Raw genomic sequence first — 21,066 nt, 5'->3', positions numbered from 1 at the left:
CGATGTACATCAAAGCAGCAAGCAACATATCGCCTCAAAACACATTCGGTAATCAGCCATATCTTTCGGAGCTGGCCGAATACACCGGCGAACAGCTAACGTGTATCGAACCGGAGTATAAAACTCTGATTGATCCCAAACTCATCCGCCGCATGAGCCGCATCATTAAAATGGGAGTAGCGACAGGGATGGATTGCCTTTACCAGGCTGGGATCAATGCACCGGATGCCATCATTACCGGAACCACTTACGGCTGCTTAGAGGATACCAACACTTTTCTGAGTAAAATGGTGCAGCAAAACGAGGAAGCGCTTTCCCCTACCCCGTTTATCCAATCCACCCATAACACTATCAGTGCGCAGATAGCGCTGTTGCTTCAATGCCATCAATACAACAATACATTCGTGAACGGTGGCGCTTCGTTTGAAAACGCCCTGCTTGATGCTATGATGCTTTTGTATGAGGGCGAAGCAAGCAATGTACTCGTAGGCGGAATTGATGAAATCACCGTTAACAGCCATACTATTTTAAAGCGCATGGGTTTATATCGCAGTCAGCCGGTATCAAACTTTGAACTGCTTAATACCCCCGGCAGGGGCACAATGGCAGGAGAAGGATCCGCTTTTTTCTTGCTAAGCCGGGAAGTTTCGGGTAATGATTGGGCTAAAATTGAGGGTGTATCCAGCTTTTATAAACCACGCAACACGGCTGAAATAAAACAACAGATCAGCATTTTTTTGCAAAGCCAGAACACCAACATCCATGAGATTGATCTGGTTATAACCGGTAATAACGGTGATTTAAAAAATGACGCAGTTTATGAGCAATTACTGAGGTATGACCTTGCCGATGCACCTGTCATCAATTATAAAGCCCTTTGCGGCGAATACCCAACCTCATCTGCATTTGCAATGTGGCTGGCCGCCCATGAAATCAAAAACGGTGTTTGTTCATTTGTACCGGAGGCCGACCAAACTTCGTTAAAAAAGATATTGATCTACAATCACTACCAAAATATCCACCACTCACTAATCCTGCTTTCGGCATGTTAAACTTCAGGAACACCAATATCCTTTTTGCCGGGCTTCTGGGGTTAATAATCTGGCAGCATATTACTGAAGGGGGGGCATGGTGGAGCTACCTTGTACTGGTATTTATTTATTCGCTGATATTATTTTACGGATGCTATTACATCGGCTCCAACTTTTTTATGCGGGTAATGTGCTCGCTAAAAACAAGTAAAAAAGTTATTGCTATTACTTTCGACGATGGGCCCGATGCCGCTGCTACACCTCAAATCCTCGATATTTTAAAGCTGCATAATGCCCATGCAGCCTTCTTTTGTATCGGGAACAGAATTGCCGGGAATGAAACCATCCTGAAACAAATCCACCAGCACGGGCACATTATCGGTAACCATAGCTTTTCGCACCATTTCTGGTTCGATCTGTTTCCACCGGCCAAAATGCTGGATGATATGCTTCAGGCCAACCAGTTGGTAAGGCAGACTATCAATTTAAGTCCGTTGTTATTCAGGCCGCCTTATGGGGTGATTAATCCTAACCTCAAAAAAGCCATTTTAAAAAGCAGGATGGTACCTATCGGCTGGAGCGTTCGCTCGATGGATACGGTTATCAGCGACCCCAAAAAACTATTAAATAAGATAACACGCCGCTTAAACCCCGGCGCTGTTTTCCTGTTTCATGATACAGGAGCAGCAACAATTTCGGTTTTACCCTTGTTTATTGAACAAGCTAAAGTACAGGGATACGAAATAGTACGGCTGGATAAAATGCTAAATTTACAGGCTTATGCGTAGATTGATTGAAAATAAAATATTAAAAGCTAAAGCAGGGGCTGTGCGATTCCCTCCCCCGGGAGGGTGTAGGGAGAGGTTTCATCGGCGTTTAACCCCTACCTCCCCCTTCCCCAGGGAAGGAATCGCGCCGGCTTGCGCTCATTCTAATTCGATCAAAGTGATTTGTATTCTCGTTGCCTTCCTTGGTTTCACCATCACTGCCCATGCCCAGCACTCCGGCTACACCCAGCTATCCGATCTTGCCAAATTCAAACAACGATTTGCCGAAGTTGCTGCAAAAACAAACAGCATTAAAAGTGATTTCACACAGGATAAAAACCTGAGCATGCTATCAGAAAAAATCACCTCGAAAGGAAAATTCTGGTACCGCAATCCAAATATGCTGCGAATGGAATATACCCAACCCTTTAGCTACCTCATGATCCTGAACAAGGATAATGTATATATTAAAGACGGGCAAAAGGAAAACAAGGTATCCACCCGTTCCAACAAAGTATTTAAGCAGATCAACAAAATTGTAGTGGACTGCATCCAGGGAACAGCCCTTAATAGCGGCGATTTTAAGTCGGCCGTTTATGAAAACAAGGGCACGTACCTCGTTTCTCTCTCCCCGGTTAACAAGCAGCTGAGCGATTTTTTTAAAACCATTGAGATCACCGTAGATAAGAAAGATTATTCCGTAAACACCATTGAAATGCTGGAAGGATCTGGCGATAGTACCATTTTGCATTTTACTAATAAAGAGATCAATGCCAATATCCCGGACGCGCTTTTTGCTATTAAGTAGCTGCCTGTTCATCCTGGCCGGCTGCTCTTCGGTTTACAAAAGCCTGAAACCGGCCGAAGGTAACGTACGCGAGATCAAAAAATTCGCGCCGGATTTTACCAATGTACTTTATAAAACCGAGGTTGACGTAATTGGCGGCCATCATTTAAGCGGTCTGCTGCTGATCAAAACCCTGCCCGATAAAAGCGTGCGTATGGTGTTCAGCAATGAGATGGGCTTCAAATTCTTTGATTTTGAGTTTAAACCCGACGGTGGCTTTAAGGTATATTACATCATTAAGCAAATGGATAAGCGCCCGGTGATCATCACCCTGCAAAAAGATTTTGAACTGGTGATGATGCGCAGGCAAAACCCGGAAACGGGCTATATGCGCCAGGATGATAGCTTCCTGTATTATGTTTTTCCGCAGGAAAAAGGTGCCAATTACTATATTACCAACAAGGCAGGAACAGAGCTGATCCGCATGGAGCGCTCCTCCGATAGAAAACCTGTGGTGCAGGCTATTATGCATAATTTTCACGATGGCATTCCCGATACCATAGGCATCAGTCATAAAAACTTTAAATTTAATATTGGCCTCAAACGCCTTAAACGATAATGCTCAAAGATACCTTTTTTACTTTCAGCCCCCCTGAAATTGATGGCAGTTTGCTTAAAACCACCATTACCCTTAACCCGGCACATGATATTTTCAAAGGGCATTTTCCGGGCAAGCCTATCGTACCGGGCGTGTGCATGATGCAAATGATCAAAGAGGTTTTGGAAAGCTATTTAAGTAAGAAGCTAAGATTTGTTAAGGCCGATAATATCAAGTTTCTATCGTTCATTGATCCTAATCAACATGGGCAGGTTGGGTTGGAGATCAAGATGAGTGAGGTTGATGGGCAGGTTAAAGCGGATGCACAACTGGTGAATAACGGGGCTGTGTTTTTGAAGTTTAAGGGGGTGTTTAATTTATGATAGAGCAAAAACAGTTTACTGAGAAGGTGGTGAAAAAACTACTCGAAAGGTTTCCACAATTTGCGGATCATTACGTCCAAAAGTTAGGTGATATTGTTGATATAGAATATAAAAGCAATACAGGTGAACTGGAGTTATATATTACAACCCAGGATATTGAAATTACCATTGGTTTTGAAGACACAAAAAAGCTTTCTGATTGGCATGTTCACATAACTACATATGACGAGACTGATTTGGATAATGATATTGAAAACGCCATTGATCTCATTGATTATATTTTAAGTGATAAGTGGCCCATATCACATTCAAATCTGAGAGGCTATAGTTTGCATAATAAAGACCAAATCATTGAACCTCTAGCGGAAGAAATCATTGTCAAAAAATGGTGGAGCGAGCTTTAAATATTATTACAAAAAAGCCCCTGGTTTAATATAACCAAAGGCTCACCAATCCCACTCAATCCTTTATCTAATATTTTAATTCTGCACAACCGCCTTCGCGCTTTTTCCCAGCCTTATAGCCGCTAATAAATAATAGAAAGCGCCAAAGGCCGAATATCCTGCCAAATTCACAACACCCATATTAGGCGAATGTGCCATGGCTATAAATGATACACCTGCAAGCATTGACTGCCCGCCACTCAGGATCATTGGCCATTGGCCGCCAAATTCTTTCCGCCTTTTTAAACCCAATATCAGTTGGATCAGTCCGGTTAATAACGCCCAGGCACCAAATACAATCAATGCTGCGGGCACCCCTTTAGTTATAGCAAAAGCTACCGCCAGGGTTGTAATAACACTAATAGCAACGTTTACATATTGAGGTGTTACAGATGTACCGTTGCCCTGGTTAGCGCGGATATCGAGGAAAGTGCCAACAACATCCCACAATGGATAGATCACAAGCAGAATGGTAGCTGCCGTAAATGAAGTTTTAGCTAATAAGGATACCAATACTACCCAGGTAACCGAAAATGCTACTCTTATAAAATATAGTTTGCGCAATGCAGCGGCGGTATTAGCCGCGGCTGAAGTTTCTATGATTAATGTTTTATTTGCTGACATGACTTTAAATTTTTATTTCGTTTTGTTTGATGAAGCAAAGTTGCGCACAAAACAAGCCGGCAATTTTCACTTAGGTGAAAACAGCGATGGGCATTTGTCAGCAGAGTTTCGTTTTTAGGGCTTTTGCTGCGATAGCCGCTTTTTGATGCGGGTGAGCGACGGGTTTTTGATGCCCAGGTAAGATGAAATATGATAAGCCGGGATACGGCTTACAATATTGGGGTGCTGGGTTATCATTTTTAAATAACGTTCTTCTGCCGTATTGAACAAAAACTCCTCGGTACGGGCTTGCGACTGGTTAAAAAACAGCTCGGCAATAAGGCGGCCAAAACGCTGCCAGCCGGTTGGCGTGCCATACAGGTACTGAAGATCGGTGTAATTGATAGATATGATCTCGGCATCTTCCATGGCCTGGATAAAATATGCACAGGGATACTGATTTATAAAACTTCGGAACGACACCAGGAACTGTCGCTCGGAGAAAAAGTAGATATTCTTTTCTTCCTGTGTTTCGGGATGTACGTAGTAGATGCGGAACAGCCCCCTGGTGATCAGCGCAAGATCGGTACATACAATGTTTTGCATGTTAAAGAAATCGCTTTTGGCTATTTTGCGGGTTCGCCAGTAAGGCAGACTAACGTTGACATCGTTGGCCGAGAGGTCGGCAAACTTGCCAAGCAAATCGTTCAATACTTCCTGTTTTGATTCCATACTGTTAACAAAGCGTAATCAATTCAAATATCGGCACAAAAAACCACACCAATTTTCACCTGGGTTAATAATATCAGGTTTTATTTTCTTATTTTACAATCAAACTAAATTGAACAAAAAACAATCACCCAATCAATCAACATCATGAAGAATATAAATACATCTCCCCATGTTAGTGAGTTTGATAGAGATAACCCTCTTCCTGGCAGCCATTATACTGGCGGTGTCGGGTCCGCGAAAAGGCAAAAAGAAAGGCAGTAACACTGACGCGGGCGCCCATTCGCGCTCCGAATATTACGTTACCGAAAACGGGGGATTGGAACACGTAAAGAGCGAAATCTAATACCAGGCCAGCCTCCGGAGCAACATCCGAAATTAAAATAGAACCGTCGCTAAACAATTAGCGGCGGTTTTTTATTTATTTTACAAATATTATAAACCCCAACCTGCTCCCGGTTTGAAACATATTTACAGCGTTCTGTTTTTCAGTTTAATTTATAGCAGCCTGTTTGCACAAGTAAACGTTACCGGTAAAATAACTAACAATTTAAAAGCGCCGGCAGCCTTTGCTGTTGTCAATTTACAGCAGCAAAACTCTGAACAAACAAGGGCAGTACAAACCGACTCGACGGGTATGTTTGGTTTTACCGATGTAGATAAAGGCTATTATCTCTTAACTGTCACATACACCGGTTACCCAAAAACCGAACTAAAAATAAACCTCCAACGGGATACCGATCTTGCCATCATACTCACGGATAACACCACACAGCTAAATGAGGTAAAAGTAACCGCGAGTAAAGCTTCTGTTGAAAATAAAAGCGATAAACTGGTTTATAACGTATCCACAAGTGCAACATCAGCCGGGGCCGATGCGCTTACGGTTATTGGCAGGGTGCCCGGCGTGAAAGTCGGTGATAATGACCTTAGTATTGTTGGCAAAGGCAGTATCAAGGTAATGGTGAATGAAAGATTGGTTCAACTGGCAGGTACCGATCTGCTCCGTTATCTGCGGTCATTATCCGCAAGCCAGGTTGGCACTATTGAGCTTATTAAAAACCCCGGTGCAGCGTACGATGCAGAAGGAAATGCAGGTATTATCAACATCACCTTAAAACACAGCAAAAAGCAAGGCTATTCGGGCAGTGTACAAATTAATGATAAACAATGGCTGCATAACCCGGCCTCGGTTTACGGCACCAGCAATTACTGGTGGCTAAACGCAAGCGGAGATATCAACTATAATTCAAATAAACTATCGGCCTATGCCAGCGTAAACATAGATCATGACCATGAATTGGAAGGCTTTGAAACGGAGATCTATTACCCCAAGCAAACCTGGCTGCAAACAGATACCGGAAACTATCGTTACCATAATTTAAACTTCATTGCCGGTGCCGATTACCGGCTTAGTCCTAAAGTTACTGCAGGCGTAAATTATCAGGGCGGTAAAAACACTTATGATGGATCTGACCATGTGAATAACCCGATCATTAACAATACTACCGGGGCTATCGATTCAACATTAAAAACCTACGCCACTTATCATCCTGTCGCTATCAGCAATGCGGTTAACCTGCACAGCACCATCAGCCTGGATACCTCCGGTGCGAAACTGGTGCTTAATGCCGACTATTTTAATTATTACCGAACGGATAGATCAGATTTTGAGAGCAATACTTACCTCGCCGACGGCTCACTGAATGGTACCAGCCGCAACCGGTATCATGACACCAATAAGCAGGATATTAATATTTATACTTTTAAAGCCGATGCTATAGTCCCTACCAAATACGCCCGTTTTGCTTTTGGCGGTAAGCTAAGCTTTATCAACAATTACAGCAATGCTTTTTATTATAACAAGACGGCCAATGACTCGCTAAAGTATGACCCAAACCTGAGCAATGAATTTACCTACACCGAAAACACCCAATCTGTTTATGGCAGTATCAATCGTGAGGACGGCAAATGGAAATACCAGGCCGGCTTGCGGGTTGAACGCACCGAAACCAAAGGCTTTTCGCACACACTAAATCAAACTACTGTAAATAATTACACCAGGCTATTCCCATCGGCAACGGTAAGTTATCAGGCTGCAGTAGATCATAGTTTATCGTTAAACTTTGGCAGGCGGGTAAACCGGCCTACCTTTTGGAACCTTAATCCGTTCAAAAGCCTGTTCACAGCCTACAGCTATGGGGAGGGTAATCCCTATCTTCAGCCCGAATACAATACCAACTTTGAGCTGTCGCATACCTACAAAAACAGGCTTACTTCGGCCATATTTTTAAATGTTACCAACAACGGTTTTAACAATATAACCATTGCCCGGCCGGATACCAACCTGGTTTATACCACACCGCTCAATTTTATCAAAACCTACAGGGCGGGCATTTCTGAAAATTATTCAACGCAATTACTAAGCTGGCTTGATAATAACAACCAGTTCACCTTTTACCATACCGATGCTAAATCTGCCCTTGATGCTGTAAAAGGTATCAGCGGGTTCGGTGCTTATATCGCAACCAACAATAACATCTATTTTAATGCTGATAAATCATTTTCAGGCGCGGTGAATTTCTGGTACCAGTTTCCGGAGATTGATCATATTGGCCGAAGTGATGCTTATTACAAACTTGATCTTGGCCTTAAAGCGTCCATTTTTAAAAAGAAAGTAGATGTATCATTTGTGATGAACGATGTTTTCAGGAGCAGCGCATCGGCAGTTACTACAATTGTTAACGGCGTAAGGCAAAAATACACCAACTTCCAGATCAACCGGTACGTTTTACTGGGGATCAGTTACCGCTTTGGCAATAGCCAGAACAAAGCAGAAAAACAAGATACCGGTAACCAGGATGAAAAAGGCCGGATCCACTAAAACAAAAAAGGGAGCTTTGCAGCTCCCTCAAAACGATCAAAAACAACACTTACATTTTGCCTGTAGTATCCTTGCCCATTTTACCTTTACCCATTTTGCCTTTAGACATTTTATCGTGGCTCATCTTGTCTGCACCCATCTTGTCTTTTGACATTTTGTCTTTGCTCATCTTATCAGAGCCCATTTTGTCTGAAGCCATTTTATCATGGCTCATTTTGTCTTTACTCATTTTATCCTTTTTCATTTTACCGGTATCGCTAAGGGCAACAGTATTATGTAAAGGACCCAATGTTTTCGCCTGTACATTAACAGTAAGGCCGGCGATAGTAAAAATGGCGATAAGGGCGCCTGAAATGATTGATCTGGTTTTCATGTTTGGTTCTTTTAGTTAATATTTTACCCCTTAGTCGGGGCGAAATGTGAAACCTTACAAAGTATTTTCATTTTATTTTTGGCACCAGAGAGAACCGCTTTTAACAGCAAACTATAAATGAAAAATTTCTACACGAATTTTAAATTGATTCAATTCGTATAATTCGATTAATTGCGGAAGTATTGCAATGCATTCGTGGTAAAAATTATTAAGCGTCAGCCCTGGCAAAAGAGACTGATTATTTTAACGCGATTTCCTTGTCTCCAATGCCATTCCCTTAGTGCCAATCCGAAAAAAATCGTGAAATTCGTGCGCATTCAATTCCTGCAAAAAAAAAATAATTTTATGAAGATCAGCGAGGCACAGCAGCTTGTAGATAACTGGATAAAAACAATGGGTATCAGGTATTTTAATGAACTCACCAATACGGCCATTTTAATGGAAGAGGTTGGTGAAGTAGCGCGTATTATGGCCAGGCAATACGGCGAACAATCCTTCAAAAAATCGGATACAGAGGTTAACCTTGCTGATGAAATGGCCGACGTACTTTTTGTGCTGATTTGTTTGGCCAATCAAACAGGTATCGACCTGACCGAAGCCCTGGAAAAAAATATGCAAAAGAAGAGTATCCGGGATGCGGAACGGCATAAAAACAACGAAAAATTGAAATGATGTGTGGCGTCCTCATTAACTGCTTAAAAAAGGGGTGAAAAACAGATGCAAAAGCATAAAAAACTACCTGCAAGGTTAAATTAATATTAAAATTATAAAAATCTAACTGGTAAAAGGAACTAACAGATGAAGATTTGATTAAAAGATCAGGGATTTTATTAAATAATTTAATAAGTGCTTGACAAGTAGAAATTTAACTCCTAATTTTAAGCATCCTAATTAATTGATCATGATCCGTGTACGGTCTAAAGTTGTACTGTTGGTTGCCCCTCATGTAGTTGGCCTTGAAGTATTGCCTAATAACAAGGTCTTCAAGCATATTTCACTCACCGCGGCCATATTTCCGGCAATACACGATATCAAACCCAATTTATTAATTCTCGATTACGATTATCTTGTTCAAGATATAGAAAAGATCCTTCGGCGCTTAAGCTCAAACCCTGCATACAAAAGCATTAAGATTTGCTGCTATAAAAATAAATGGCACTCCAAGATTGATCCATTGCTGAAAACATTAGGCGTTGACCATATTTTTTATGCGGAAGATATGAAGGTAGAAGCCACGCGAAAAAGTGTATTCGACGCCATTGGTAATGTTATAATGGATGGAACGTTTTTTAGTTTGTTGAAACCAGTTCATTAGGCCCCCCGGCCCCCTGAAGGGGGAGTAAGATCCAAAATTTGATAACCGTATCCTGATGGGACTTACTTTATGATATGTACATGATGTTTTAGGACTGTTGCGCGGGCCGCGTTAGGGATAGAAGCGTAAAGCCCACAGCGCGGGTTGGGTTTGCGGGCAGGAAAGGCGAGGACTTGCAGCGGATAGCCCGGCCGCAGGCAACGCCCATATTATAAAACAGATCAAAAAAAACACGCCCAATAATCAACAACTTACGATCACGTCATTATAAGGTACGAAGACAACCGACCGTAGGGAGCTCATTAATACCTATAAAAATCAAATTATAATTATTAATAATCCCCTATTAGCAGGTCCGCCCGGTAAAGTTCGCGATTGCTTCGTGCCTCGCAATGACGGGAAGTAATAATACTCTTACTTAAATCACCACCTCTCCTTCAAAAACCTTTACTGCCGGCCCTTCTAAAAAGATGTCGGTAAAAGCTTTGCCATCGTAATCAAAACGGATGTTGAGGTTTCCGCCTAATACTTTTATAGGGGTGGTTATATGCCCGGTTTGCTCGTTGTGTTGCGCCATAGCCAGGGCAACAGCCGTTACTCCCGTACCGCAGGCAAAGGTTTCATCCTCCACCCCGCGTTCAAAGGTGCGTACAAAATAGCCTTCTTCCATGGGTTCAACAAAATTCACATTGATACCATTTTTCCGGTAAGTAGCATTATTACGGATAGCATGGCCTTCCTGGTAAACGTTGCGCTGCTCAAGGCCGTCAACCAATTTTACGTAGTGCGGCGAGCCGGTATTAAGCACATAGGCTTCGGCATCTTTGCTAACATCATTTACATCTATCATTTGCAGGCTTACCCAATTACCTTCGTCTGAAATTTTGGCATAATGCGGGCCATCAACCGCCAAAAATTCCGTTTCGGATTCAATGACACCCAAAAATTTGGCAAAAGCCACAATACAACGCCCGCCATTACCGCACATACTGCTCGGCTGGCCATCGGCATTGTAATAAACCATCTCAAAATCGTACCCTTCTTTGTTTTGCAGCAGCATAAGGCCATCGCCCCCAATACCGAAACGACGATCGCACAGGCCCGAAATCAGCTTAGGATTATGATGATCAACGCTATTGTCGCGGTTATCAATCAAAATAAAATCATTTCCGGCGCCCTGGTACTTATAAAAATGTAAATTCACTGTATAATGCTATTTAATGTCGGCCTTTTAGTATTAGCAAAATTCATGCTAACAATCAAAAACGCCAACGTTGACCTATTTAACAAATTTTAACAAAAAACGGGATAACTTATCATTGATTATCTCGTCTATATGGTATTAAATTTGATCTGTAAAATAAGTAAACTTAATAATAAGAAAGGCAAATAATAAATGAAAAAGATAGGTTTAACACTATTAACCGCTTTTGTTGGGGGTGCGATAGCCTTAGGTACGTACAAGGTTATCGAAAACAAGTACTCAGACAACATGAGCTTTGAGGACAAACAAAAAGTATATTTTACAAGTAACCCTTCGGTCCCGGTATCATCAACCGGAGATCTGGATTTTACCCAGGCAGCAGCCGTAGCTACCCCGGCAGTGGTTTATATCCGCACCACGTATAGCAGCAAAGCAAGTGGTGGCGGCCAGGACCAGCTGGAGCAGATGTTTGGTGATATGTTTGGTCAGCGTGTGCGCCCGCAGGGCCCGCAAATGGCATCAGGTTCAGGTGTAATCATTTCGCCTGATGGTTATATCGTAACCAACAACCACGTGGTTGAAAAGGCCGATAAAATTACCGTTGCCACAAACGACCACCGCACTTACAGTGCCAAAGTTATCGGTACCGATCCAAGTACCGACCTGGCCCTGATTAAAGTGAGCGCTACCAACCTGCCCATTGTTAAATTAGGCAACAGCGATGACGCTAAAGTTGGTGAATGGGTTTTAGCCGTAGGTAACCCTTTTAACTTAACATCAACCGTTACAGCGGGTATCATCAGCGCCAAAGGCCGTAACATCGGTATCATTGGCAGTGAAGACAACCAGGATGAGAATCCATTCGGGCGTACCCGTAATCAATCAGGCCCTAAGCTGAACAAGGCTATTGAGTCGTTCATTCAAACAGATGCGGCCATTAACCCTGGTAACAGCGGTGGTGCATTGGTTAACACCCGCGGCGAACTGATCGGTATCAATGCCGCTATCGCTTCACACACCGGTTCATATGAAGGTTATGGCTTCGCTATTCCGGTTAACCTGGCTAAAAAAGTATTGAACGATATCAAAAAATTCGGTACTGTAAAACGTGGTTTTGTTGGTGTTACTTTCACTGAGCTTAACCCTGATGTAGCCCAGAAACTTGATGTAGCAACCACCAACGGCCTGTACGTTAACGACCTTGTACCGGGTGGTGGCGCCGAACAGGCAGGTTTACGCAAAGGCGATATCATTGTTAAGGTTGAAGGCCAGCCGGTTTATGAATCATCAGATTTGCAGGAGCGTGTAGGCCGTTTACAACCCGGTGATAAGATCAATATCACCGTATTGCGTGATGGCAAGGACAAAGATTTCGCGGTAACACTAAAAGGCGATGCGGCACCATCTTCAAACCGTACAGCATCCTCTAAATCTGCAGAAGAATTGTTTAACAAATTGGGTGCAAGTTTCCACGCTTTAACCCCTGCCGAAAAAGCCAAGCTGCATGTTAATGCAGGCGTACTGGTAACCCAGGTACGTGAAGGCGGTTTATTTGATGCTGCCGAAATTCCGGAAGGCGTAGTGATCACCAGCATCAATAAAATAGCTATCAGCAGTATTGATGATATTGACAGGGCAATTGTAAAACCGATACAAGGCAACATTATCATTGCCGGTATTTACCCTGATGGTTCGCACTTCAGCAGCGCGTTCCCGGCTCAATAAGCTTTTTTTAAGTGATTTTATATTGGAAGCCCTGATCTTTTTAGATCGGGGCTTTCTTTTTGGGCTTATAATGGGCTTTTGTTGTTTTATAACCTACATCGTCGCCCTCTTGGCCGGGCGGAGGCCAGTTACTTTACCTTAGATGCAAAGTAACCAAACATCAAGACAAAAAAATGCTTCAACCCGCAGGCCATACTCCCTGGCCCGCTTTTTTGTCGGGCCGACGCGCTTTTGTTTTGGGAATTATAAGATGCTCTGATTTCATTAAGCCATCACAAAAACCATGTCATTGAGGAGCAGCATGGGAGATGAACCGGGACGCGACGCGGCAATCGCATGCTATACAGAGCGGTCATGCTTACGTGCGGTTGCTGCGCTCAATGACATGGTTTTGATATTAATGGCTCTTATCTTGTCTCTTGAATCTAACGGTCTTGTATCTTTCCCCAAAACCCGTCAGCAGGTAAGCTTCGGGTGAAAGCGGGCAGAACAATGGTGGGTGGTGCGGTCGCAGGGGCATAGCAAGTTTTTGCAGAAGCGGGGCCAAGAGCGTGCGAAGCGGGGCAAAATAATTGCAGCCCGTGGTTCTGCCCGGTTTGCAGGGCAAAGGCCAGGAAAGGACAAGTGAGCAAAGGCCTGTGCGGCAAAGAAGCCTCCCTGCTGACTTGACTTTTTGGTTACTTTTGTGTCAAGACAAAAGTAACAGCCAACCCGCGGCGAATGAGCGGGCCAATGTTGGTTAAATACAACTAAGGTTATTAAGCGGTAGCGCAGCAGTCCCCGTAACAATACAGAGTGGATATCCATTTCGGATTGCAAGGCGACGGGATTGTCACGTCGCCCCCGTTGCGCATCCTCTGCTGCGCTCCCCAATGACATTAAAAAACCGCTTTAAAACGTCAGCACTACTTTACCAACCGTCCTCCCGCTTTCCAGTTGCAAATGCGCATCGGCCATTTGCCCAAACGGAAACACTTTAGATACATGCGATTTGATGATGCCTTTTTGCAGCAAACCGGCAATAGTTGTCATGTTTTCGGCGCTTGGCTTAACCAGGATATTGTGACCATTGATGCCCATCGCTGTAGCTTTAGGGGTAACCGCTTCGTTCATGCCCGATACGATGCTTACAATAGTGCCGCCTTTTTTCATCACCTGCAGCGAACGATCGATATATTCTCCGCCGATGGTATCAAGTACAAAATCAATATCGTGGGTTGCATTTTCAAAGGGTTGGGCTTTATAGTCGATATGCTCATCGGCACCCAGACCTAACACAAAATCGCGGTTAGCGGCCGATGACGTGGCAATAACATAAGCACCCAAATGCTTAGCTATCTGTACGCCATAATGGCCAACCCCGCCCGATGCAGCGTGGATCAGCACACGGTCGCCGGGTTTAATTTGTGCATGGGTATGGAAAGCCTGCCATGAAGTGAGCGCGGCAAGTGTAGCTGCTGCTGCTTCCTCATGACTGATACCCGCCGGCTTCAATGCAAGCTCATCGGCTTTGGCCTTAACATATTCGGCGTAGGCTTTACCTGTTTTAGGGAAATCGATCATGGCGAAAACCTCATCACCGGGTTTAAAGCCGGTAACGTCGGCACCAGCTTCGGTGACTTCGCCCGAAATATCCCATCCTAAAATAACCGGCGACTCATCCTTAATACGCCCCCATACGCCTTTTCCCGAACGGGTTTTAACGTCGACAGGATTTATGCTGATGGCTTTTAGCTTTACCAGCACTTCATCGGCAGCGATGGTTGGCACAGGTATTTCGGCAGGTACAAGGTTTTCAACCCCGCCAGAGCTTTTTAAAATTATTGCTTTCATGGTTTGATGCGTTTTTAACAGGTTAAAGTTAGTTCTTTTAAACCTTTGTTGTTTTATAACTTACATCGTCGCCCTCTTGGTCGGGCGGAGGGCTTTACTTTACCTTAGATGCAAAGTAACCAAACATCAAGACAAAAAAATGCTTCAGCCCACGACCTGTCCCGATGCCCATCGGGAGGCCATACCCCCTGGCCCGCTTTTTTGTCGGGCCGGCGCGCTTTTATTTGGGAAATTATCAATAAAAATCATGTCATTGCGAGGAGCAGCACAGGGACTGTGCCAGGGCGCGACGAGGCAATCGCATGCTATACAGAGCGGCTTTGCTTCCGTGCGATTGCCACGCTGCGCTCGCAATGACATCATTTTTATTATTCTCATTTCTTAACTCTTACTGTCTTTCCCCCTGGCTCTTTCTGTCTTGTTTCTTGACTCTTGCTGTATTGTTTCTTGCCCTAAACCCCTATCTTAGAAACGTGATCAAAGTAACCTGCGCCATAATTGTTGATACCGACGGACTTGTTTTTGCTGCCCAGCGAAGCGCGACCATGAGCCTGCCCTTAAAATGGGAGTTCCCCGGCGGTAAAATTGAACCCGGCGAAACTGCCGAAGCCTGCCTCATCCGCGAGATTAAGGAGGAGCTTCATGTGGCTATTGAAATTTTGAAGCCCCTGCCCGCCAATACGCATCATTATCCTAATGTTACCATACAGCTGATTCCTTTTGTTTGCAGGATCACCAATGGCGAGATCATACTTAAAGAGCATCTTGATTTTAAATGGCTGTCTAAAAATGAATTATTAGCTTTGGATTGGGCGGAGGCGGATGTGGCGATTGTTCGGTGGTATGCGGAGAGTTGACATTATATTTCCACAACGCCACATGAAATTAAATAATCGGCAATTGCATTATATTGATTTATTGGCCTCGTCAAATCATTTCCTTCTCCCCTTGGAACAAAAATGACCATTCCTTCCCTCGCTCGAGTCAGTAAAACTCTATACTTATTGGTTAAAAACTTCTGATTTTCAAACTTATCCACGCTTTGCCATTTGGTACCTTTAAAAGCATTATAACTCCACATCTTACCCTTTCTCCTTAAATCCAAATCCCAGCAAACTCCAACCCAATCAAGCTCTAAGCCTTGAATACCAAACTCTGTAGCGGGAATTTCTAAATAATAAGATGATCTAACATCGTCTTTCCCATTTAAAAACCATTGCTCTTCTTCAAGAGGCATTTTAACATCCAAACCCAAGGGTCTTAATCTTCTTGCCCCAGAGCTGGCGACTAAGCCCATTCTTCTTGTACCTTTGCAATTTGTTTTAAGCCATTGTTTGGCCTTCTCCAAATCCCTCGTTATGACAACTTTATAATTAAGTAATTGATCATTGAAGACCCTTTTTGCTTCAGCGGATTGATTTGTTAAAATCAAACTTACCCAACGAGATAGTTCTTCTGCTTTATAAGACCTTATAGATACAGAAAGATGTAAATCCTCATCTTCAATAATTTTCAAATTGTTTGGAGTATGTTCAAACAGAGTAAGGTTTCCTGTGCTATGATCACCAGCCTTTAATTGCGGAGATATGTATATTTTCCAAGATGGAAACTTTGCTTGAAGAATTCTACCCCATTCTGGTAAACCAGCTTCACCAGTGTTGATCTCTTGGCCTCCGCCAACAAGCGCTACGATCACAGCCCAATCCTTATGCCTGTCCATTATTTCAAACATCATTTCCGGCTCAGAAAATGGCCGTTGAAATTTCCTCATGGAGTGTTCCGCATTCCATGCTCTTTGAGCTTCATCAAAAATTACTATTTTATTATTGGGAATTCGATCTTTCTCAAAAAAATAGTGATCTAAAAATCGGTGTACGTTTTCAATAAATGCAATAATTCTATCCGTTTCTTTTTTCTTTGAAGCAATGTCTGATTTCTTAATCTTTTTGTGAGCATCACGAGATAATGCCTCTCTTAAGACCTTAATAAGAGGGCCATTTCCAGACAAAAAAGTGGCTAAGGATTTCTCGTTTTGCTGAAATTCTTTGTCATGCGCAATATTTAACCCAGCCAAAGTTTTACCAGCACCAGGAACTCCAGTAATAAAACAAACGATTTTTTCCCCCTTGGACTTAGCTATCTTTATGGCTTCAACTACAGCATTTGAAGTTTTTGTTAGGTTCTTTTTTCCAGCATGCGATCTTGATATTTCTGCTACCGATTTTCCTGCATATAATCTTTGAGCAGCTTCTATAATAGTAGGCGTTGGGGAATAGTCACTATTATTCCAGATTGTAAAATCTAACTGTTTCTTGGGGCTATCATATTTCTTAAATATCTCGATAAGGATATTAGTTAGATTATTTTCGTTAGCGAAAAGTACATCTTGAACCCAATCCCGACTAACAAGGGGTTGATTTACAAAAGAAGTGGCTGTCGTTGCTAATAAAATAGGAATTATTGTTTTATTTCTTGATTGAAAATGAAAGTCACGAAGATCTAAACAATAATCTAATAGCTGATCTTTATCTGCACTCAGATATTCTGCTTTACCAACCTTAAATTCAATAACAATAAGAATATTGTTACCAACAATCACCACATCGATTCTTTTTTCTCTGCGGGCAATAGGATATTCTAATAATATGCCAAAATCCCTTGCGCTTTTGTCGCGATTGGTTAATTGCTTTAATGCATTTTTTAAAACATCAATTTCTTCATCCCAGGAAAGCGTTTGGCTGTGCTTTAGTTCATGAAATCCAGCTAATCCTGACTCTCTTGTTAGAGAACCAATTATCGACTTATTACTTTCATGAATAAAATTCTGGATTGAATTTAGGTAGAACGCACTCATTATTTGTTGAAGTAAGGGGAATTAAAAAAATCCTTGAAGTCAACATTTAAGGCATTAACAAGCTTTTCTAAATTTTCGATGGATATATTTCTTCTTCCATTTTCAACATCAGTAACATACGTTCTATCTATCTCAGCCCTGTTAGCTAAAGCTTCTTGGGAAATTCCAATTTTCAATCTCAATTCTCTAATTCTTTGCCCAACATGCGCCTTAATGCTCATGAAGCCAAATTGCTCATATGTCGACTATAAGTCAACGGACTATAAGTGTCATTTTGCTGTTTTTAATTATACTTGTATATGAAAACGAATATTAAATTCAATTACCTATACCGTGATGGGGCTAATTACAAAAATTTAAAATCGATCATCTTCAATAATCCTGAAAACATCACACTTTCTACAGTACAGAATCTAATACAAGCCAAACTAATGGGTGGTGAATATTTTTATGCCAATGATTGGCAGGTACCTGATCTGCACTTCAGCACCTGGGACAATGAGCTTGATCATACCTTCCACGAATTTGAAAGTGTGGAGTATACCGATGAGCTAGCCGATGAGGGGGCAGATATAGCCTTGTTTATAAATATTCTTCAAACAGTTGTGAATCCTTCATAGTAGTCAACCAATTTGCCGATATCGGCAAATTGGTTATTATAAAAAATAACGCTTAAATCGCGCCCAATTGGTGGCGCTATTTTGTCAGTGCCATAACAACCCCACATCGCCTAAATGCATTTTTCTGCAAAAAACATCAAAAAATCAATGAAAAATTAACCATTCTCCAAACCTCGGCCGGAACGCTCAAATTTTAGCTAAAAAAGGTTAATCAACTGATTCACTGCGTATTAATCACGTTTCACATCATTTACTAAAACATTGATAATCAACACAAATGGTGTTTCAACCCGTTCCGCGTTTCACTCTTAGTTTTTGGAACATTGCCGTTTTTCAATAAAACATCCCGGCGAAGATTTTCAATTTTTCGTGGGGAATCAAAAAATTGGGACACCCGATTTTTTTTACTATGTTTGTAATCTATATAATACAGATAGATATAGTAGTATTTAATTAATTAAGCAAAATAATGCAAAGGCATAGGGGTAAAAGTTTACAGTGTTGTAATAAAGTAAACGCGTTAAAAGCTTTATTCAGTCACTTTAAAATAATTACCCATGATACCCGCTTTAATAATTTGGTTATTTAAAAAATATATCCGGCCTGCCCTCCAAAACAAAACTTTCCCAACATTAAATATCTTCGGTCCGCTCAGGTGGGCGGCAATGGTGGTTGCTTTATTGTGCCTTGCTGCCGGTGCCGTGGCGCAGGAGCAAACGGTTAAGTACAATGTGCTGCACAGCGGCAAGGTGGTTGGCCACATGAACCTGTACCAAAAACGCCAGGGCGATGAGCTGTACCTTAAAATGATCTCCGAAGTAAAAATGCGCTTCATTTTCAGCGTGAAGGTTGATATCCAGGAGGAGAGCACTTTTAACAATGGCAAGCTCATCAGTTCGCAGGTATGCCGGCATGTTAACGGCTCTGAAAAATGTAATCGCCAAACCAGGGCCGTCGCCTCCGGCTATCAAACCATAGCCGAAGGCAAATGCGGTAAAACAGTTGATCAAAAACAAATTGCCGCCAACCTGATGCTGCTGTACTGCCGCGAACCCGAAAACCAGGCGCAGGTGTACTCAGATAATTTTCAGCAGTTTCTGCAGGTTAAACAGGTGAGCCCGCATGTATACCGTATCGATCTGCCCGATGGCAACTATAATTTTTACAGCTATACCAATGGCGTGTGCAGCAAAGTTGATATCCACCATTCGTTGTACACCATCCAGATCCAATTGGCCTGATTGATTTTTAACATTTGGGCTCTATGAATTTAACGGCCAAACAAGCTATCTTTAGCGCTAACATCTACACCTTAAAAGTGGAATATAGCGATAGCACGGCCATCGGTTTAATTAAACAGGGAAGCCAGAAGGCTTTTGAGCGGCTTTTTAAAGATCACTTTAAAAGTCTGCACGCCTATGCCTACACTTTTTTAAAGGATGATGAAATGGCCGAAGAGGTAGTACAAAATGTATTTTGCCGCATTTGGGAAAAACGCGATCAGCTTAAAACCGACGGCAGTATCAAGGCCTATCTGTACCGGTCTGTACATAACGAAAGTTTGAACTACTTAAAACACCAGAAGGTACGCGCCAATTTCGGCGTTTATTATGCTGATGAAATGGAGCAGGTAGGCAACGACGATTCGGCCTCAAAAAAACTGCTCACCGCCGAGCTGCAAAAGCATATCGAAAAAGCCCTGAGCGAACTGCCCGAGCAGTGCCGCATCATTTTTCAGCTGAGCAGGTTTGAGCAACTTAAATACCAGCAAATTGCCGATCAGATGGGTTTATCTATCAAAACCATCGAAAACCAGATGGGCAAGGCGCTGCGGGTAATGCGCCAAAAACTGGCCGAATTTTTACCCATTATTTTATTGTTATTTATGAATTGGTTTGTATGAGCTATACCGGTATGCCTATAGATGATGATTTGCTGGTGAAATACCTGGTTGACGAAGCTACGCCCGCCGAGGTGGAAGCTATACAAAATTGGATTGCCGCCTCCCCTGCTAACAGGCAGGAATATGATAATTTTAAACTGATCTGGGATGAGAGCCAGCGCATCGCCTCTACCAAAACACTCGATGAAGATGCGGCCTATCTTCGCCTGCAAAAAAGACTGAATAATACAGCTCCAACAGCTACCCAACCCGCGCCGGTTCGCAAAATGAAAACCAGCTGGTGGGTTGGCATAGCGGCATCGTTGCTATTGATTTGTACCGTAGCCTGGCTAACCATCAGTCATTATTATGATAATAGAAACATTGCTTTTGTTAAGATAAACAGCGAAGCCAAAACCCGTACGCAAACCTTGCCCGATGGTTCGGTAGTTACGTTGAACAGTCATAGCACGCTTATTTACCCAGAAAAGTTTACCGGCAAAATCCGGCCAGTCACTATGCTGGGCGAAGCGTTTTTTAAAGTAACGCCCAATAAAACCCAACCGTTTATTATTAAGGTGAATGGTGTAACGGTTAGGGTGGTTGGCACGTCATTCAATGTAAAGAGCCGCGACGGTAAAACGCAGGTAATTGTTGAAACGGGCATTGTTAACGTAAGCGAGAAAAACAAAAACGTGAACCTTAACCCCGGCGAGAAAGTCCTGGTTACGGGCAAGGATGGCTTGCAAGCGAAAGAGAACATTAAAGGGCGTTTGTATAACTATTATGCCACCCATGAACTGGTTTGCGATGAAACCCCGCTGCATGAGCTGGTGGGTTCGCTGAACGAGATTTATGGGGCGCATATTGTTATCGGCAACAAGGCCATTACTAACCTGCCTATTACTACGGTGTTTAAAGATCAGTCGTTAGATGAGATATTGCTGGTGATTTCCGAAACGTTTAAGATTAAAGTGGAGCGGGGGAAAAAGGGGATTGTGTTGAAGTAAGGAAGTAGCTATACTAATTACTATA

At 42.6% G+C, this 21,066-nt stretch carries 23 protein-coding genes; 16 read left to right on the top strand and 7 right to left on the bottom strand.

Going from position 1 to position 21,066, the window contains the following annotated elements; all coding sequences use genetic code 11:
- The first annotated feature begins 2 nt into the window (after window positions 1-2).
- The 6 genes from ACEN9X_RS12260 to ACEN9X_RS12235 all read left to right on the top strand — a co-directional run bounded on the left by ACEN9X_RS12260 (window position 3) and on the right by ACEN9X_RS12235 (window position 3,970).
- Window positions 3-1,052, top strand: coding sequence for a beta-ketoacyl synthase chain length factor (locus ACEN9X_RS12260; protein ID WP_413670637.1), 1,050 nt, complete (start codon window positions 3-5; stop codon window positions 1,050-1,052).
- Complete coding sequence (locus ACEN9X_RS12255) at window positions 1,046-1,819, top strand: polysaccharide deacetylase family protein (RefSeq protein WP_413670636.1); 774 nt, start codon at window positions 1,046-1,048, stop codon at window positions 1,817-1,819. The genes ACEN9X_RS12260 and ACEN9X_RS12255 overlap by 7 nt, the downstream gene beginning before the upstream one ends.
- A 157-nt stretch (window positions 1,820-1,976) precedes the next feature.
- Window positions 1,977-2,606, top strand: a complete 630-nt coding sequence (locus ACEN9X_RS12250) for a LolA family protein (protein WP_413670635.1) — start codon at window positions 1,977-1,979, stop codon at window positions 2,604-2,606.
- Entirely contained in the window at window positions 2,569-3,204 is a 636-nt protein-coding gene (locus ACEN9X_RS12245; RefSeq protein WP_413670634.1) for a hypothetical protein, read from the top strand. The genes ACEN9X_RS12250 and ACEN9X_RS12245 overlap by 38 nt, the downstream gene beginning before the upstream one ends.
- Window positions 3,204-3,566, top strand: coding sequence for a hypothetical protein (locus ACEN9X_RS12240; RefSeq protein ID WP_413670633.1), 363 nt, complete (start codon window positions 3,204-3,206; stop codon window positions 3,564-3,566). Before ACEN9X_RS12245 ends, ACEN9X_RS12240 begins: the two co-directional genes overlap by 1 nt.
- Window positions 3,563-3,970 carry a hypothetical protein gene (locus tag ACEN9X_RS12235; protein ID WP_413670632.1) on the top strand — a complete coding sequence of 136 codons (408 nt, stop codon included), beginning with the start codon at window positions 3,563-3,565 and terminating at the stop codon, window positions 3,968-3,970. Before ACEN9X_RS12240 ends, ACEN9X_RS12235 begins: the two co-directional genes overlap by 4 nt.
- Window positions 3,971-4,045: 75 nt before the next feature.
- Here the strand turns inward: ACEN9X_RS12235 and ACEN9X_RS12230 are convergent, their stop codons facing one another.
- Together ACEN9X_RS12230 and ACEN9X_RS12225 are read right to left on the bottom strand one after the other, a co-directional pair.
- Window positions 4,046-4,633 (bottom strand): DUF308 domain-containing protein, encoded by a 588-nt coding sequence (locus ACEN9X_RS12230; protein ID WP_413670631.1) that lies wholly within the window; start codon window positions 4,631-4,633, stop codon window positions 4,046-4,048.
- A gap of 114 nt (window positions 4,634-4,747) precedes the next feature.
- Complete coding sequence (locus ACEN9X_RS12225) at window positions 4,748-5,344, bottom strand: Crp/Fnr family transcriptional regulator (protein ID WP_091222582.1); 597 nt, start codon at window positions 5,342-5,344, stop codon at window positions 4,748-4,750.
- A 169-nt stretch (window positions 5,345-5,513) separates the two neighbouring features.
- Between ACEN9X_RS12225 and ACEN9X_RS12220 the strand changes: the two genes are divergently transcribed.
- Window positions 5,514-5,687 carry a hypothetical protein gene (locus ACEN9X_RS12220; protein WP_413670630.1) on the top strand — a complete coding sequence of 58 codons (174 nt, stop codon included), beginning with the start codon at window positions 5,514-5,516 and terminating at the stop codon, window positions 5,685-5,687.
- Window positions 5,688-5,801: 114 nt separating this feature from the next.
- Window positions 5,802-8,225: a TonB-dependent receptor domain-containing protein gene (locus ACEN9X_RS12215; RefSeq protein ID WP_413670629.1), complete on the top strand. Its 2,424-nt coding sequence runs from the start codon at window positions 5,802-5,804 to the stop codon at window positions 8,223-8,225.
- Window positions 8,226-8,274: 49 nt separating this feature from the next.
- On the opposite strand, the gene ACEN9X_RS12210 is transcribed toward ACEN9X_RS12215, so the two are convergent.
- On the bottom strand, window positions 8,275-8,598 hold the full coding sequence (locus ACEN9X_RS12210; RefSeq protein WP_413670628.1) for a hypothetical protein: 324 nt from the start codon (window positions 8,596-8,598) through the stop codon (window positions 8,275-8,277).
- Window positions 8,599-8,943: 345 nt separating this feature from the next.
- Between ACEN9X_RS12210 and ACEN9X_RS12205 the strand changes: the two genes are divergently transcribed.
- Window positions 8,944-9,270, top strand: coding sequence for a nucleotide pyrophosphohydrolase (locus ACEN9X_RS12205; RefSeq protein ID WP_413670627.1), 327 nt, complete (start codon window positions 8,944-8,946; stop codon window positions 9,268-9,270).
- A gap of 229 nt (window positions 9,271-9,499) precedes the next feature.
- Window positions 9,500-9,913 (top strand): hypothetical protein, encoded by a 414-nt coding sequence (locus tag ACEN9X_RS12200; protein WP_413670626.1) that lies wholly within the window; start codon window positions 9,500-9,502, stop codon window positions 9,911-9,913.
- 418 nt (window positions 9,914-10,331) lie between these two features.
- Here the strand turns inward: ACEN9X_RS12200 and dapF are convergent, their stop codons facing one another.
- A complete protein-coding gene (dapF, locus tag ACEN9X_RS12195) occupies window positions 10,332-11,117 on the bottom strand; it encodes a diaminopimelate epimerase (RefSeq protein WP_413670625.1) in 786 nt (261 codons plus the stop codon).
- Window positions 11,118-11,309: 192 nt separating this feature from the next.
- Between dapF and ACEN9X_RS12190 the strand changes: the two genes are divergently transcribed.
- On the top strand, window positions 11,310-12,842 hold the full coding sequence (locus tag ACEN9X_RS12190) for a Do family serine endopeptidase (RefSeq protein WP_413670624.1): 1,533 nt from the start codon (window positions 11,310-11,312) through the stop codon (window positions 12,840-12,842).
- Between the two features lie 891 nt (window positions 12,843-13,733).
- On the opposite strand, the gene ACEN9X_RS12185 is transcribed toward ACEN9X_RS12190, so the two are convergent.
- Window positions 13,734-14,675, bottom strand: a complete 942-nt coding sequence (locus ACEN9X_RS12185; RefSeq protein ID WP_413670623.1) for an NADP-dependent oxidoreductase — start codon at window positions 14,673-14,675, stop codon at window positions 13,734-13,736.
- A gap of 473 nt (window positions 14,676-15,148) precedes the next feature.
- Between ACEN9X_RS12185 and ACEN9X_RS12180 the strand changes: the two genes are divergently transcribed.
- A complete protein-coding gene (locus ACEN9X_RS12180) occupies window positions 15,149-15,532 on the top strand; it encodes a (deoxy)nucleoside triphosphate pyrophosphohydrolase (RefSeq protein ID WP_413670622.1) in 384 nt (127 codons plus the stop codon).
- Window positions 15,533-15,534: 2 nt separating this feature from the next.
- On the opposite strand, the gene ACEN9X_RS12175 is transcribed toward ACEN9X_RS12180, so the two are convergent.
- A complete protein-coding gene (locus tag ACEN9X_RS12175) occupies window positions 15,535-17,529 on the bottom strand; it encodes a DNA/RNA helicase domain-containing protein (protein WP_413670621.1) in 1,995 nt (664 codons plus the stop codon).
- Window positions 17,529-17,750: a helix-turn-helix domain-containing protein gene (locus ACEN9X_RS12170; protein ID WP_413670620.1), complete on the bottom strand. Its 222-nt coding sequence runs from the start codon at window positions 17,748-17,750 to the stop codon at window positions 17,529-17,531. Before ACEN9X_RS12170 ends, ACEN9X_RS12175 begins: the two co-directional genes overlap by 1 nt.
- A gap of 78 nt (window positions 17,751-17,828) precedes the next feature.
- On the opposite strand from ACEN9X_RS12170, the gene ACEN9X_RS12165 reads away from it, so the two are divergent.
- The 4 genes from ACEN9X_RS12165 (at window position 17,829) to ACEN9X_RS12150 (ending at window position 21,041) form a co-directional block, all read left to right on the top strand.
- On the top strand, window positions 17,829-18,149 hold the full coding sequence (locus tag ACEN9X_RS12165) for a hypothetical protein (RefSeq protein WP_413670619.1): 321 nt from the start codon (window positions 17,829-17,831) through the stop codon (window positions 18,147-18,149).
- A 557-nt stretch (window positions 18,150-18,706) separates the two neighbouring features.
- Window positions 18,707-19,390, top strand: coding sequence for a DUF6134 family protein (locus tag ACEN9X_RS12160; protein ID WP_413670618.1), 684 nt, complete (start codon window positions 18,707-18,709; stop codon window positions 19,388-19,390).
- A gap of 23 nt (window positions 19,391-19,413) precedes the next feature.
- Entirely contained in the window at window positions 19,414-20,052 is a 639-nt protein-coding gene (locus ACEN9X_RS12155) for an RNA polymerase sigma-70 factor (RefSeq protein ID WP_413670617.1), read from the top strand.
- Window positions 20,049-21,041 carry a FecR domain-containing protein gene (locus ACEN9X_RS12150; protein WP_413670616.1) on the top strand — a complete coding sequence of 331 codons (993 nt, stop codon included), beginning with the start codon at window positions 20,049-20,051 and terminating at the stop codon, window positions 21,039-21,041. The genes ACEN9X_RS12155 and ACEN9X_RS12150 overlap by 4 nt, the downstream gene beginning before the upstream one ends.
- Window positions 21,042-21,066 lie beyond the last annotated feature (25 nt).

The sequence above is a fragment of the Mucilaginibacter sp. Mucisp86 genome (genome assembly GCF_047324315.1).
Lineage (GTDB): Bacteria > Bacteroidota > Bacteroidia > Sphingobacteriales > Sphingobacteriaceae > Mucilaginibacter.
The sequence above is the reverse complement of the archived record's forward strand: the minus strand, read 5'-3'. Positions and strand labels throughout refer to the sequence as shown.